Source organism: Serratia sp. GW822-FHT06E05 (assembly GCF_058799445.1).
Window position 1 is genome coordinate 1,058,214 of sequence record NZ_JBXALM010000001.1, and the last position, 15,856, is coordinate 1,074,069.

Annotated in this window: 11 protein-coding genes; 7 read left to right on the plus strand and 4 right to left on the minus strand. The window is 53.4% G+C overall.

The features are described 5' to 3' along the window. The first annotated feature begins 5 nt into the window (after window positions 1-5). Both ssuC and ssuB read left to right on the plus strand, forming a co-directional pair. A complete protein-coding gene (ssuC, locus tag AC1RKC_RS05090) occupies window positions 6-800 on the plus strand; it encodes an aliphatic sulfonate ABC transporter permease SsuC (protein WP_020826156.1) in 795 nt (264 codons plus the stop codon). Next, window positions 797-1,573, plus strand: a complete 777-nt coding sequence (gene ssuB, locus AC1RKC_RS05095) for an aliphatic sulfonates ABC transporter ATP-binding protein (RefSeq protein ID WP_020826155.1) — start codon at window positions 797-799, stop codon at window positions 1,571-1,573. The genes ssuC and ssuB overlap by 4 nt, the downstream gene beginning before the upstream one ends. 31 nt (window positions 1,574-1,604) lie before the next feature. On the opposite strand, the gene pepN is transcribed toward ssuB, so the two are convergent. Further along, a complete protein-coding gene (pepN, locus tag AC1RKC_RS05100) occupies window positions 1,605-4,220 on the minus strand; it encodes an aminopeptidase N (protein WP_129983608.1) in 2,616 nt (871 codons plus the stop codon). A gap of 447 nt (window positions 4,221-4,667) precedes the next feature. Between pepN and AC1RKC_RS05105 the strand changes: the two genes are divergently transcribed. From AC1RKC_RS05105 to AC1RKC_RS05125, 5 genes are all read left to right on the plus strand, one after another. Next, window positions 4,668-6,368 carry a GGDEF domain-containing protein gene (locus AC1RKC_RS05105; protein ID WP_261156886.1) on the plus strand — a complete coding sequence of 567 codons (1,701 nt, stop codon included), beginning with the start codon at window positions 4,668-4,670 and terminating at the stop codon, window positions 6,366-6,368. Window positions 6,369-6,623: 255 nt separating this feature from the next. Next, window positions 6,624-7,829 carry a nicotinate phosphoribosyltransferase gene (pncB, locus tag AC1RKC_RS05110; protein WP_493091975.1) on the plus strand — a complete coding sequence of 402 codons (1,206 nt, stop codon included), beginning with the start codon at window positions 6,624-6,626 and terminating at the stop codon, window positions 7,827-7,829. A 226-nt stretch (window positions 7,830-8,055) separates the two neighbouring features. Continuing rightward, window positions 8,056-9,456 carry an asparagine--tRNA ligase gene (asnS, locus tag AC1RKC_RS05115; protein ID WP_020826151.1) on the plus strand — a complete coding sequence of 467 codons (1,401 nt, stop codon included), beginning with the start codon at window positions 8,056-8,058 and terminating at the stop codon, window positions 9,454-9,456. A gap of 303 nt (window positions 9,457-9,759) precedes the next feature. Next, entirely contained in the window at window positions 9,760-10,884 is a 1,125-nt protein-coding gene (gene ompC, locus AC1RKC_RS05120) for a porin OmpC (RefSeq protein WP_020826150.1), read from the plus strand. A 245-nt stretch (window positions 10,885-11,129) separates the two neighbouring features. Further along, a complete protein-coding gene (locus tag AC1RKC_RS05125; protein ID WP_261138407.1) occupies window positions 11,130-12,320 on the plus strand; it encodes an amino acid aminotransferase in 1,191 nt (396 codons plus the stop codon). Between the two features lie 70 nt (window positions 12,321-12,390). Here AC1RKC_RS05125 and AC1RKC_RS05130 read toward each other — a convergent pair whose 3' ends face one another. The 3 genes from AC1RKC_RS05130 to ldtD form a co-directional block, all read right to left on the minus strand. Further along, the gene (locus tag AC1RKC_RS05130) at window positions 12,391-13,038 is read right to left on the minus strand and encodes an MBL fold metallo-hydrolase (RefSeq protein ID WP_261138409.1); all 648 of its coding nucleotides are present in this window, start codon (window positions 13,036-13,038) and stop codon (window positions 12,391-12,393) included. A gap of 66 nt (window positions 13,039-13,104) precedes the next feature. Beyond that, the gene (gene mepK / locus AC1RKC_RS05135; RefSeq protein ID WP_020826147.1) at window positions 13,105-13,653 is read right to left on the minus strand and encodes a peptidoglycan L,D-endopeptidase MepK; all 549 of its coding nucleotides are present in this window, start codon (window positions 13,651-13,653) and stop codon (window positions 13,105-13,107) included. A gap of 181 nt (window positions 13,654-13,834) precedes the next feature. Then, window positions 13,835-15,676 (minus strand): L,D-transpeptidase, encoded by a 1,842-nt coding sequence (ldtD, locus tag AC1RKC_RS05140; RefSeq protein ID WP_149573094.1) that lies wholly within the window; start codon window positions 15,674-15,676, stop codon window positions 13,835-13,837. Between the last annotated feature and the right edge of the window lie 180 nt (window positions 15,677-15,856).

The window sequence follows — 15,856 nt, forward strand, 5'->3', positions numbered from 1 at the left end:
CCCTTATGGCGAAGGGTACACAACGCATATTGCACCGGCTGGCTCCCTGGGCATTGCCGGTAGCGCTGGTGGTTATCTGGCAAATCTCCGTCGAGGCGGGGTGGCTGTCGAACCGTATTCTGCCGGCGCCGAGCGCGGTCGTCACCGCCTTCTGGACGCTAACCAAAAGCGGCGAATTGTGGCAACACCTGACGATCAGCAGTTGGCGCGCACTGATCGGTTTTAGCATCGGCGGCAGCATTGGGCTGGTGCTGGGCTTTATCACCGGTTTGTCACGTTGGGGTGAGCGCCTGTTGGACAGCTCCGTGCAGATGATCCGCAACGTGCCGCATCTGGCGCTGATCCCGCTGGTGATCCTGTGGTTCGGTATCGATGAGTCCGCCAAGATTTTTCTGGTGGCGTTAGGCACGCTGTTCCCCATTTATTTGAATACCTATCACGGTATCAAGAATATCGATCACGGCCTGCTTGAAATGGCGCGCAGCTACGGCCTGAGCGGTTTCCAGCTCTTTGCTCAGGTGGTTTTGCCGGGCGCTCTGCCGTCGATTATGGTCGGCGTGCGTTTCGCGTTGGGCTTTATGTGGCTGACGCTGATCGTGGCCGAAACCATTTCCGCCAATTCGGGTATCGGTTATCTGGCGATGAACGCACGTGAGTTCTTGCAGACCGACGTGGTGGTGGTGGCGATTGTGCTTTATGCCCTGCTCGGCAAGCTGGCGGACGTCAGCGCACAGTTGCTGGAACGCGTCTGGTTGCGCTGGCACCCGGCCTATCAACTGAAACAAGGAGAAGCGCTATGACGACTCCCGCTCGAATTCCCCAAGGGACGCCGGTCACGCTGGAGTCCATTGCCAAGCGCTACGGTAACCGCACCGTGCTGGACAACATTCAATTGCGCATCAGCGCGGGACAGTTTGTCGCCGTGGTCGGCCGCAGTGGCTGCGGTAAAAGCACGCTGCTGCGTCTGATGGCAGGACTGGAAAAAGCCACCAGCGGCGCCTTGCTGAGCGGGAATGCGCCCCTTGCCAGCGCCAGAGACGATACCCGCTTAATGTTTCAGGACGCCCGACTGCTACCGTGGAAAAAGGTGATCGACAATGTGGGCCTTGGCCTGCGCGGTAACTGGCGTGCCGATGCGTTGCAAGCGCTGGAAGCCGTCGGGCTGGCCGACCGCGCCAACGAGTGGCCAGCGGCCTTGTCCGGAGGACAAAAACAACGAGTGGCTCTGGCACGTGCGCTGATCCACCGTCCACGCCTGTTGCTGTTGGACGAACCTTTGGGGGCGCTCGACGCCTTGACGCGGATTGAAATGCAGGGATTGATTGAAGGGTTGTGGCAACAGCACGGTTTCACCGTATTGCTGGTGACGCATGACGTCAGTGAAGCCATTGCGCTGGCGGATCGCGTGATTTTGATTGAAGAAGGCCGTATCGGTTTGGATCTGACCGTCGACCTGCCGCGCCCACGACGCAAAGGGTCGGTCAAACTGGCAGAGCTGGAAGCCGAGGTGCTGGACAGAGTATTGTCTCCGCCCTCCCCCTTAAGCCAGGCCACACGCCGCGCAGCAAATTAAAAAAGGGACGGCATGCCGTCCCTTCTTAGACTTACGCGTCGAGCGCCTTGGTGATTTTCTCGAACAGGTCGCCGGACAAATTCTCCAGTCCTTTCAACTGTTCAAGCGCTTTGCGCATTAATGCCTGACGTGAAGCATCATAGCGTTTCAAGCGGATCAAAGGTTCGATCAGGCGAGCAGCAATCTGCGGGTTGCGCTGGTTCAAATCGCTGAGGATTTCCACCAGGAACTGATAGCCACTGCCGTCCGCCGCATGGAACGCCGCCGGGTTGGCAGAAGCAAAGCCCCCAATCAATGAGCGTGTGCGGTTTGGATTGCTCAGGCTGAATGAACGGTGTTTCAGCAACCCACGCACTTTGGTCAGCACGTCCGCCGCCGGGCTGGTCGCCTGCAGCACAAACCACTTGTCCATCACCAGACCATCCTGGTGCCAGCGTTCGTCAAAGGCCGCCAGCAGCGCGTCGCGGCAAGGCAATTGCGCCGCCACCGCAGCGGCCAGTGCCGCCAGCGAATCGGTCATATTATCCGCCTGGCGATACTGCTCCGTCACCAATCGATCGGCCAGCGCTTCATCGCCAAAGGCCAGGTAACCCAGGCACACGTTGCGCAGCGCACGTTTCGCGATATCAGTATGTTCAACCCGGTAGCCGTCGGTCTTGTTAGCGTGATAAACCGCCAGCCACTCATCGGCCATTTCCTTCGCCAGACAGCGGACGATCGCTTCGTGCACCACGGCGATCGCTTCAGGATCGATAGTGGCAAACAGCTCGGCAATTTCACTTTCTGAAGGCAACGTCAGGATCTGTGCAGCCAACGCCGGATCCAACTTCTCGTCCAACAATACGGCGCGGAACGCATCAACAACGTGCAGCGGCAACGACAACGGCTGCTGCTGCTGATGTTTGGCCACGTTCAGTTTGATGTAGGTCGCCAGCAGGCTCTGTGCCGCATCCCAACGGGCAAACTCATTGCGAGCATGCTGCATCAGGAAGGTCAGTTGCTGATCGCTGTACGGATAATCCAGTTTAACCGGTGCAGAGAACTCACGTAGCAGGGACGGTACCGGCTTGTGCGACACGCCATCAAACACGAAGGTCTGTTCCGCTTCGGTGACGTTAAGCACGTTATTGATCGGCGAGCCGTTTCTCTGCAGGGCAATCACGTTACCTTGTGCATCGTACAGTTCAATATCCAGCGGGATGTGCAGCGGCAGTTTTTCCGGCTGATCGGCGGTCGGCGCGGTTTTCTGGCTGACGTGCAGGCGGTACTGGTGGTGCTCGGCGTCGTATTCATCACGAACCGTCAGTAACGGCGTACCAGACTGGCTGTACCAGCGGCGGAACAGCGACAGGTCAACGTTGGACGCATCCTCCATCGCCTGAACGAAATCATCGCAGGTCGCCGCACTGCCGTCGTGACGTTCGAAATACAGCTGAATCCCCTTCTGGAACTGTTCTTCTCCCAGCAGCGTATGCATCATGCGGATCACTTCGGAACCTTTCTCGTACACCGTCAGGGTGTAAAAGTTGTTCATTTCGATCACTTTGTCCGGACGAATAGCATGCGCCATTGGGCTGGCATCTTCGGCGAACTGCGCACCGCGCATAACGCGCACGTTATCGATACGGTTGACCGGACGCGAGCCCAAATCGGAGCTGAACTCCTGATCGCGGAATACCGTCAGCCCTTCCTTCAGGCTGAGCTGGAACCAGTCACGACAGGTCACGCGGTTGCCGGTCCAGTTGTGGAAATATTCGTGGCCGATCACCGCCTCGATATTCAGGTAATCCTTGTCGGTGGCGGTTTCGGCTTTCGCCAGCACGTATTTGGAGTTAAAAATATTTAACCCTTTGTTCTCCATCGCGCCCATGTTGAAGAAGTCGACCGCGACGATCATATAAATGTCGAGATCGTACTCCAGGCCAAAACGGGTTTCGTCCCATTTCATCGAGTTCTTCAGCGAGGTCATTGCCCAATCGGCGCGATCCAGGTTGCCGCGGTCAACGAACAGCTCCAGCGCCACTTCGCGACCGGAACGGGTGGTAAAGCTGTCGCGCAGCACGTCGAAATCACCGGCCACCAGCGCAAACAGATAACAGGGTTTTGGGAAAGGATCTTGCCACTTCACCCAGTGACGCCCATCTTCCAGTTCGCCCTGCCCCACGCGGTTGCCGTTTGACAGCAGGAACGGGTAACGCGCCTTGTCGGCCACGATGCGAGTGGTAAACCGCGCCAGCACATCCGGGCGGTCGAGATAATAAGTAATGTGGCGGAAGCCTTCAGCTTCACATTGGGTACACAACGCTTCGCCGGACAGATACAGCCCTTCCAGCGCGGTGTTTTTGGCCGGGTGGATATCATTGACAATAGTCATGGTAAATTGTGCTGGCAATTGCTCGATAACCAGTTTGTTATCCTGCAACTGATAGGCTGTCCACGGCTGACCGTCGATCTCAATACTCACCAGCGTCAGGTCTTCACCGTTCAGCACCAGCGCCGCATCGGCAGCGCCCTGGCGTTTGATTTTGCTGACGGCAGTGACACGAGTGCTCTCTGCATCCAACTCAAAATTCAGGTCAATATCAGTGATGGTGTAATCTGGCGCGCGATAATCGTGGCGATACTTCGCCTGTGGCTGTTGTGTCATAAAAACCCTTTGACGTCTCAGTGAGTTACAGGTGCCAGGCTTTCATCATTCGTCTATTTCGCCATCGGAAAAGAGCAGAAATTTCGATGAGCCTGATTGTAAATAAACTGTATCACAGCTACAAAAAAAACCCAGAGAGACCAGGCCACAGGAGCGGAGAAATCGGAGGTGGATCGTAATCCTGTCGAAGAATTGCCCACGCCATCAGGCTCCTTCACCTGATGCGGCATCAAAATCAGCATTAAATGCTAAAGATACCCTGCGAGGCTGCACGTTTTCCAGATGAGAACATCGGCGTCAAAAGTGCGAACTTACCCTATCTCATGGGGCAGCCTTCCCTGCTCAACGGCACTTTGCAGGCAATCTTCCTCTATTGGGTATAGCCAAGACAGGCCGGGAGACTCAGTGATATAATTAGCGGATCGGGCTCAAGGACGCGTAGTGCATATGAAAGTAAAATATCTGATCTATTTTTTTACCTTTGCCCTGATGTCCTCATTTGCCCTGTTTATTTCCGATGAGTTGTCGGAAGCTGACACCGAGTATCGCGACAACCAACTCAATCTATACAAAATTACCCGAGCCAAAGAGATTTCAGAGGCTTTTCAGGCCACACTATTGGCACATCGCCTTAAACGTTTAAGCCTGATCGACCCACGTATCACTCCACATCAGTGGCAAGACGCGGATCGCGTAGCGCGGGAGAAAATCGCCCACTTCCGACCGCACATCGACAGCGAAATCTCGCAACGGCTCGGCATCAGGCAAAAAATTGCCGCGCTTTCCATGCTCAATCTGATGGAACAATTGCTCAATAATGACAACCTGCAGCTTTCGCAGGTGACCGAAGCCAATGCCAATCTGTTCAATATCAATAGCGCTTACTATATTTCCCAGGCCAGTAAAAGTTACTACCGCTATAGTTACGATAACCGCATGGTCGATGCCGATTCATTTATGTTTCTTGAGGCAGTGCGATTAAATAACCGGCTGAACATGTCGTTGACGGAACTCATCGATCAGATTATTGACGTCAATACTAATCGACTGGCGCGCAAAGACGCTTATCTGAAAGCAATTCAGCTCACCGGCGTATTGAATGCGTTGAGTACTCGGCTGATTTTTATGAAACTTACCTATAACGACGTGAAAACTACTGCACTGGTGAATGAGATCCTGGGGCAGTTGTCAGCTCAGCAGATCAAAATTATTACCGAAGGATTATATACCGCCGTAAACACGCATACCGCCTACCCTACAGACGCTATTTATCCCTATGTTAAAAACCTGAGTGAGCTCTCGCAACGGCTCTATCAGCGCAGTTTCGAAATGGAGACCGCCGCCTCGCAGAGCAAGATTTATGACAGCCAAACCGCCATTGACGGCATGATTTCGCTGGCGGGTCTGATTGCGCTATTTATCTTCCTGCCTACGCTGGTTTACTGTTCAAATATCAGCCGCTGGCTGACGAAAACGCATAATAATATTTTGCGCTTGTCCCACGGCGATATGAATATCGCTCGCAACGAAGTGTTCTACGGCCAGGAGTTGATAGCCATCAGCGACGCTATCAAACAGCTTAAACAGTACCAGTTGGAAAAGGTAACGCTGGAAAATGAGAAACACCTGCTGATTAAAGAGTTGGAAGCCTCCTCCTATCTCGATCCTCTCACCAATATCTATAACCGGCGCAAATTCTTCCTGGAGTGCGAATCGCTGGCTGCCGGCAGCTACCCACTCGCTTTTTGTCTGATCGACATTGATAATTTCAAAAGCCTCAATGACACCTACGGCCATCACGTAGGCGACCTGGTGCTGGTGGCATTTGGCAAGCTGCTGCAAAGCACCTTCCGCTCCAGCGACATTTTCTGTCGCTACGGTGGTGAAGAATTTGCCGTGATCCTCGGTAACTGTACGCTGGAAAATGCGCAGGAAGTGATGTCCAAGCTACGCGAGCGTACGCACCAGTTCAGCCTGACACTAACCGATGGGCAAAACGTCCGCTTCACCACCAGTTGCGGCATTGCTCAGGTCCGCGATATCCGCTTGTTGCCGGCAGCAATCAAACAGGCGGATGAAGCGCTCTATTTTTGCAAGAAAAACGGCAAAGACCGGATAGGCATTCATACCCAGAACGGTTTTATCTGAATTGTTGTTTAAAATAATTAACATTATAATTTTTATGACTAATTAGGCTAAGTCATTCACCTTACAGACTTATCTGACTTTTCTGTCGCTATCCTGATGGCAAGCAGAGATAAAGGCACGTTTAATCCTCGACCGGCTCCGATGAATTGTGGTGTGATGCAGCTTCAATAACAGGATAATCCGGGTATACTCCCCCCACTTTTTTATGATTATCCGGATTTGGACACGCGCCTGACGAGGATGCAGTAACGCGATATGACTCAATACGCCTCCCCGATTTTGACATCACTGCTTGATACTGATGCTTATAAGCTTCATATGCAGCAAGCAGTGTTCCATCGCTATCCTGCTATCAGCGTGGCGGCGGAATTCCGCTGCCGCGGTGACGAGCTGCTTGGCGAATATGCCGACGAGATCCGTGCCCAGATCGCACTGATGAGCCAATTGGCGCTAACAGACGCTGAGTTCAACTATCTCTCCGGGTTGCCTTTCTTCCGCGAGGATTACCTGAACTGGCTGCGCGAGTTTCGCTACGATCCGCAACAGGTTCAGATCGAAGATCATGCGGGCAAGTTGCACATCCGCATTGCCGGTCCCTGGCGTGAAGTGATCATGTGGGAAGTCCCACTGCTGGCAGTGATCAGTGAGGTGGTGCACCGTCACCGCTCCCCGGAAGTCACGCCTGAGATGGCCGTCGCTCATCTGCGCAGCAAACTCGAGCATTTTAAAGCCATGAGCGCTGACTTGGACATTTCTCGCTTCAAACTGATGGACTTCGGCACCCGCCGTCGTTTCTCGCAGAGTGTGCAGCAGGCGATTGTCAGCACCTTGAAAGACGAATTTCCTTATCTGGTCGGCACCAGCAACTACGATCTGGCGCACCAGCTTGCTCTGGCGCCCGTGGGTACTCAGGCTCATGAATGGTTCCAGGCGCACCAGCAAATCAGCCCGGTGTTGGCCAACAGCCAACGTGCAGCTTTGCAAGCCTGGCTGGATGAATATCCGGACCAGCTCGGCATCGCGCTGACCGACTGCATCACCATGGACGCCTTCCTGCGTGATTTCGGTCCGCACTTCGCCCAGCGTTATCAGGGCCTGCGCCATGATTCGGGCGATCCGTTCGAATGGGGCGAGAAAGCCATTGCGCATTATCAGAAGCTGGGCATCGACCCGATGAGCAAAACGCTGGTGTTCTCCGACAATCTGGATCTGGACAAGGCGATGGCGCTCTATCGCCGTTTCTACCAACGCGTCAATCTGGTGTTCGGCATAGGTACGCGTCTGACCTGCGATATCCCGGGGGTTAAGCCGCTGAACATCGTGATCAAGCTGGTCGAATGCAAAGGCAAGCCGGTGGCTAAACTGTCCGACAGCCCGGGCAAAACCATCTGCCAGGATCAGGCCTTTGTGAAAGCGTTACGCAAGGCCTTCGATTTACCGCTGGTGAAGAAAGCCAGCTAAGCCACACCGCCCTGCCAACGCGAAAAAGCCGGCTGAAGAGCTCACGCCGGCTTTTTTCTTCTTTATAAGAGACTTCGCCGTGCTCCCTTTTCGCCCAGAGCCAAGAAATGTTGCTCCAATCCGGCGATTTCTGCTTGTGCTCTGCACCGCGGCAAGTAACATAGCAACATCCCCATATTCTTGGGTTGTAAGCTATTTCTAAACCAAATTATTAAGAGAGAAATCTATGAGCGTAGTGCCTGTAGTCGACGTACTGCAAGGCCGTGCTGCGGTTGACAGTGAAGTCACCGTGCGCGGTTGGGTGCGTACCCGGAGAGATTCTAAAGCTGGTATCTCCTTCCTGGCCGTCTATGACGGTTCCTGCTTTGATCCGTTACAGGCCGTCGTTAATAATTCTCTGCCGAATTATCAGGATGAAGTGCTGCATCTGACCACCGGCTGCTCAATTGAAGTGACCGGCAAAGTGGTCGCCTCTCCAGGCGAAGGTCAGAGTTTCGAACTGCAGGCGACTGAGATTAAAGTGGTCGGTTGGGTTGACGATCCGGACACGTACCCGATGGCGGCCAAACGCCACAGCATCGAATATCTGCGCGAAGTGGCGCACCTGCGCCCACGTACCAACCTGATCGGTGCCGTTGCCCGTGTTCGCCATACCCTGGCGCAGGCTATTCACCGCTTCTATCACGAGAATGGTTTCTTCTGGGTTTCCACCCCGCTGATCACCGCTTCCGATACCGAAGGCGCCGGCGAAATGTTCCGCGTTTCCACGCTGGATCTGGAAAACCTGCCGCGCACCGATAAAGGCGCTGTCGATTTCAGCCAGGACTTTTTCGGTAAAGAAGCGTTCCTGACCGTTTCCGGCCAGTTGAACGGCGAAACCTACGCCTGTGCGTTGTCGAAAATTTACACCTTCGGCCCGACTTTCCGCGCCGAAAACTCCAACACCAGCCGTCACCTGGCCGAGTTTTGGATGATCGAACCGGAAGTCGCCTTTGCTGACCTCGAGGATATCGCGGAACTGGCAGAGAAAATGCTGAAGTATGTGTTCCAGGCCGTATTGAACGAGCGTATGGATGACATGCAGTTCTTCGCAGAACGCGTAGACAAAGATGCGATTGACCGCCTGAAGCGTTTTGTTTCTTCCGACTTCGCTCAGGTTGATTACACCGAAGCGGTGGAAATTCTGATCGCCTCTGGCCAGACTTTCGAGAACCCGGTTTCCTGGGGTATCGATCTGTCTTCCGAGCATGAGCGTTATCTGGCCGAGAAACACTTCAAAGCGCCGGTGGTGGTGAAAAACTACCCGAAAGACATCAAAGCTTTCTATATGCGTATGAACGACGACGGTAAAACCGTTGCGGCGATGGACGTGTTGGCCCCAGGCATCGGCGAGATCATCGGCGGTGCTCAGCGTGAAGAACGTCTGGACGTGCTGGATCAGCGTCTGGATGCCATGGGCCTGAATAAAGAAGATTATTGGTGGTATCGTGACCTGCGTCGTTACGGCACCGTGCCACACGCCGGCTTCGGTTTAGGTTTTGAGCGTTTAATCGCCTATGTCACCGGTGTGCAAAACGTGCGCGACGTAATTCCGTTCCCTCGCACACCACGTAATGCAACCTTTTAATTAATCAGATAATACATTTTCTAATTAATTTAGTTACAAAACCAAGGCCAGCTTAGCTGGCCTTTCGCATTTTTTAATATTGACCTGCGTCACAAAGTTCCCTCAAAATTACATTTTGTTACAAATACTTTCTTTTTGAAACCTCATTGGGACATTGGTAGCATTTTCGTTCTAGATTAACCCGCCCGTGAATGGAACACTGCGTGCAGACACAGGACGACACCAATCTATCAACAATAGTTCCAAAAGAATTATTGGCGGCAGTGGCAAAGGTGTCCGAATAACACCAATGAGGGTAATATAATGATGAAGCGCAATATTCTTGCAGTGGTAATCCCAGCTCTGTTAGCCGCTGGTGCAGCTAACGCTGCTGAAATCTACAACAAAGACGGCAACAAACTGGATCTGTACGGTAAAGTTGACGGTCTGCACTACTTCTCAGACGACAAAGGCAATGATGGCGATCAGTCCTATGTTCGTTTCGGCTTCAAAGGTGAAACCCAGATTACTGACCAACTGACCGGTTACGGCCAGTGGGAATACAACGTTCAGGCTAACCACTCTGAATCTCAAGGCACCGAAGGCACCAAGACTCGTCTGGGCTTCGCTGGTCTGAAATTTGCTGACTACGGTTCATTCGACTACGGCCGTAACTACGGCGTACTGTACGACGTAGAAGGCTGGACAGATATGCTGCCAGAGTTCGGTGGCGATACTTACACCATTACCGACAACTACATGACTGGCCGTACCAACGGCGTTGCTACTTACCGTAACAACAACTTCTTCGGTCTGGTTGACGGTCTGAACTTCGCTGTTCAGTACCAAGGTAAAAATCAGAACGACGACCGTGACATCAAGAAACAAAACGGCGACGGCTGGGGCCTGTCTTCTACTTATGACATCGGCGAAGGCATCAGCGTAGGTGCAGCATACGCTTCTTCCAACCGTACCGATGATCAAAAACTGCGTTCTAACGAACGTGGCGACAAAGCTGATGCATGGACCGTTGGCGCGAAATACGACGCTAACAACGTTTACCTGGCAGCTATGTACGCAGAAACTCGTAACATGACTCCATTCGGCGGCGGCAACTTCAGCTCAACCTGTAATGCTTCTACCGATTGCGGCGGCTTCGCCAGCAAAACTCAGAACTTCGAAGTGACCGCACAGTACCAGTTCGACTTCGGTCTGCGTCCAGAAGTGTCTTACCTGCAGTCTAAAGGTAAGAACCTGAACGTCCCTGGCGCAGGTACTGACCAAGATCTGGTTAAATATGTTTCTGTTGGTACCACTTACTACTTCAACAAAAACATGTCTACCTACGTTGATTACAAAATCAACCTGCTGGACGACAACGAGTTCACTAAAGCCACTGGCACCGCTACCGATGATATCGTAGGTGTTGGCCTGGTTTACCAGTTCTAAGTTGTCTCACTTAACGGCGGTTCACCGTCGGCTAAGTTAAAAAACAGGGCTTCGGCCCTGTTTTTGTTTTTGCGCTACGCGTAAATTTTTATCCTGCCAATGTCCCCTTCTTCCTCATTTTTTATGCTGAATCTGCGCCCTTCACAAGATCGCTGTGTTTTTCTCGCAAACGGTTGGCAAAGCGCATAACTGGCGCTACCCTGATGCTTCTGTCTGCTTAACTCCGAGCCATGGAAGCACCTGACATGTTTGAAAAAATCACTGCTGCACCTGCCGATCCGATTCTGGGTCTGACCGACATTTTCCGCGCCGACGCGCGCCCGAACAAAATCAATTTGGGCATTGGCGTCTACAAAGACGAAACCGGCAAAACGCCGGTGCTGACCAGCGTGAAAAAAGCTGAGCAGTATCTGCTGGAAAATGAATCCACCAAAAACTATCTCGGCATTGAGGGCATCCCCGCTTTCGCCAACTGCACGCAAGAGCTGCTGTTCGGCAAACAAAGTCCAATCATTGCCGACAAGCGTGCGCGCACCGCGCAAACGCCTGGTGGCACCGGCGGCCTGCGTGTGGCAGCTGACTTCATCGCCAACCAGACCAGCGCTAAACGCATCTGGATCAGCAACCCAAGCTGGCCGAACCATAAAAATGTGTTTGGCGCCGTCGGCCTGGAAGTGCTGGAATATGCCTACTACGATGCGGCCAATCATGCGCTGGACTTCGATGGCCTGCTGAACAGCCTGAAACAGGCTCAGGCAGGCGATGTGGTTCTGTTCCATGGTTGCTGCCATAACCCAACCGGCATTGACCCTACGCCTGAGCAGTGGGCTCAGTTAGCCGAGCTGTCTGTGGCTAATGGCTGGCTGCCGCTGTTCGACTTTGCTTATCAAGGCTTCGCGAAAGGCCTGGAAGAAGATGCGCAGGGCCTGCGTATTTTCGCCGCCAAACATCAGGAACTGATCGTAGCCAGCTCGTACTCGAAGAATTTCGGCCTATACAACGAACGCGTCGGCGCCTGTACTCTGGTGGCTGCAGATGCAGATACCGCTGACCGCGCCTTCAGCCAGGTGAAAGCCGCCATTCGCGCCAACTACTCCAACCCGCCGTCACACGGTGCTGCGGTGGTTGCGACCATCCTGGGTGATGATGCGCTGCGTGCCCTGTGGGAGCAGGAGCTGACCGATATGCGTCAACGCATTCACCGCATGCGTCAGCTGTTCGTGAATACTCTGCAGGAGAAAGGCGCAGAGCAGGACTTCAGCTTTATCATTAATCAGAACGGCATGTTCTCGTTCAGCGGATTGACCAAAGAACAGGTGCTGCGCCTGCGTGACGAATTTGGCGTTTACGCCGTTAACTCCGGCCGGGTTAACGTCGCCGGCATGACGCCAGACAATATGGCGCCTCTGTGCGAAGCCATCGTCGCCGTGCTGTAAAGGTTACGGTTTCAAATAAGCAAAAGGGGCGCTAAATGCGCCCCTTAGTTATTTCTGCCGGGAAATAACCTTACCAGATGGCCGGTTCTTCTCGCAGGAACGGATTGGTTTCACGCTCCTGACCGAAGGTAGACATCGGTCCGTGCCCCGGGATAAACGCCATGTCATCCCCCTGTGGCAGGAGCTTGGTGCGGATCGAGTTGATTAATGCCTGGTGATCGCCGCGTGGGAAGTCGCTGCGACCCACGCCACCGTTAAACAATACGTCACCCACCAGCGCCAACCGCGCCTGCTCATTAATAAACACGATATGACCAGGCGTATGTCCCGGGCAATGCAGCACCTTGAGCGTCATTTCACCCACCTGCACGCTGTCGCCTTCTGCCAGCCAGCGAGTTGGCGTCAGAGGCGCACACTCTTCCAGACCAAACATCCGGCTCTGTGCAGGCAGACCATCCAACCAGAAAGCGTCTTCCTTGTCCGGACCGTAGATCGGTACCTGATAGTGTTCCGCCAGCTCAGCCGCTGCCCCTACGTGATCGAGATGGCCGTGCGTCAACAGGATCTGCGTGACCGTCACGCCCTGCCTGGCAATTTCGGCCTTTAATTTTTCCGCTTCGCCGCCGGGATCGACCAACGCCGCCTGTTGGGTACTCTCACACCAGATCAGGCTGCAATTCTGACTAAAAGCGGTAACGGGAATAATTTGGTATTTCATAAGGCTCCAACGACAACAGCGCCATACCATGACGGGCTGGCGCTACTCACTTATGGTGCACAGCGATTACCAGGTCCGCACCGGACCGGTATCAATGTGTACAAAGTTGCTACGTGGGTAATATCCTACACCACCGGCGCTCATTTTTAACGCCGCTTTGCGGATATTGCTCAACTGGATGCCTTCGATATGGAAGTCCATCGCCTGGCCCTTGGTATGATAGCTGTGCTTGGCCACACCGCGGCTGCGCTCACGCAGCTCATTGTTGGTATCCAGGGAACGATAACCTGAAACCAGCTGTACCGGTTTGTTGGTGCCCAACAGACCCTGCAGGCGATAGAGGTGATCAAATAGACGAGGATCGATCGACTTGACTTTATTGGCTCGATAATCACGGAAGAGATGATTAAGACGAACTAATTCGTCTTTATTATATCCCTTGCCGTCGAAGAATTCGGCTTTCAAGGATTCGCCCGTATGCATATTATTAACGACAAGAATACGCGGGCGCGAAGTAGAAAGACTGGCAAAGGCTTGCCCAGGGAGCAGCGCTATGCCCACAGCGGCGCTACCTAACGCCAGCCACTTACGGCGATGATGATCAATTTTGTCCATGTTTCTGTTAAACCCGGCAAGAATATCAAAATATATGCACAAAACAGCGCACTGCCTGAACCATAACCGCCCACACTGATTGAGTCAACCCGTGATATCCCGCGGTTTGCAGGCACTCACGGAATGAGTGCCTGCACCATGGCCCGATATTCTGACCGTTATTTATTTATAATTACTGCATTTATTGCATTAATTTTTCGGCCTGAGCCAAAATTTGTGCACCCGATCTCACCGTATCATCGTAATTGTAAATATCTGTACGGAATTGTGGCTTTCCATCATCAGAGACCCAGGCGGTTAAATAATACAATTTAACCGGAATATGCTGGCGGATATTTACGTAGGTGGTATTTCCCTGTTTTAGGGTCGAGGAAACACGGGTATTGTTCCAGCCCGCATCCTGCAACAGCATATTCGCCAAATCCGAAGCCTTGTTGACCCGCACGCAACCCGAGCTCAGGGCACGAATGTCTTTCTGGAACAGGTTATGGTTCGGCGTGTCGTGCAAATAGATGGCGTCCGAACTCGGCATGTTGAATTTAAAACGCCCCAGCGAGTTGGTCGCTCCCGGAGCCTGGCGGATCCGGTACGGGAAGTTACGGGCCGACACCATATTCCAGTCGATCATTGCCGGGTTGATCACCTCAGCATCGTTGCTCCAGCCGGAAAGCACGGTATAACCGTGTTTTTGGAAGTAGCTGCCGTCACGCATCGCCTTCGGCACAATGTCTTCGCGCACCAGCGTGGTCGGCACGTTCCACGGCGGGTTAACTACCACATTGTTCAGCGCACTGTTCATCAACGGCGTCTTGCGGCTGGGCCGCCCTACGATCACCCGTGACGAAAGCACCTCATTGCCGTTCAGGTAATAGGTCAACGAGTAGTTAGGAATGTTGACCATAATTCCGGTGTCAACACGGCCGGGAAGAATGCGTAAACGCTGGATGTTCAGGGCCAGCAGCGAAGCTCGCATTTGCGGCGTCACGTTAAGCCATTCGCGGGTGCGTACGCCAATCACGCCATCAGCGCTCAACCCTTGCCATTTCTGGAAGCGTTTAACGCCCTCAACCAAATCGGCAGTATAGCGATTGTCCGTGACCGTGACCGGACTCTCCTGCTGCTGACTGAACGGCGATTGCGGTGACGGCGCCAAGTCTTTTACCGGCGCGGCGGCCGGGCTGACTACCGCACTCTGGGCCTCGCGATTTTTCTCTTCATCTACCGATAAGCCACCATCGTCTGGCTCATTGCGCGAACCGGTCAATACCGCAGGCGGCTCCTGCGCCTCTGCCGGCGCGGCAGAAGTGGTCAGCATACCGTTGCGCGCCAGGATCTCGCGCAAGGCAGGAATATCATCGCTCAGTTGATCGGGGCGCAAACTCGGGCCATTGGCCATCTGTGGCCATGGGCGTCCATCAGCCAGCATGTCGCGTAATGCCTGATGCATCTTGGCGTATTGCGGGTGCTGTGGTGCCAGCGAGTTGACATACGGCACCGTTTTACCCTGACGCACCGCCAACTGCCACTGGTTAATCACCGTATTGGGTGGTAAACCGAGCTTGTAGGGAATGTTGCTATACAGCCAGCTGTTGCCATTGGCACCGATCGACGAAACGAACTGCAAATAGCCCAACATCGCATCAGACAAAACGATATCGCGCGCTACACCGGTAATAGCAGGGTTAGTCAATAATCTCACCCATTGGGTGAACTGCGGTTGCACACCGGACATTGCCAATTCAGCCAGTTGCTGCTGAAATTGCTGTACCGCTTCGCGATCCTGCCACATCAGTTGCATCCGGTTCGCTGCGTACAAAGGAGCAAGCGTTGAAAGATAATGCGGTGTGATGCCCTTCGGCAATGCCGCAAGCAATTCCGAACGACTTTGCGCAACTGACATGCCGGAAGATGCCACCGGGAATGCAGGAACGGTTGCCCATACGGGTAGCGACGACGCAAGACCACATGCCATTGCACAACTCAACGCCAAACGTCGTACCTTGTTTCCATTTCTAAGCAACATCCATTGCCCCCTGTATGCTCACAAAAAATACAACTAAGACAGCTTATTAGTTTCAGTATACGAACAGAAAAGCCATTTTGCCCTTTGGCACTAATGAATAACTGTAATTCATTAAGCTACCCGTTTAAAAGCGGATAAAAAAGCAGGACTATCATCCATGCGTACAAAAAAATAGCCACC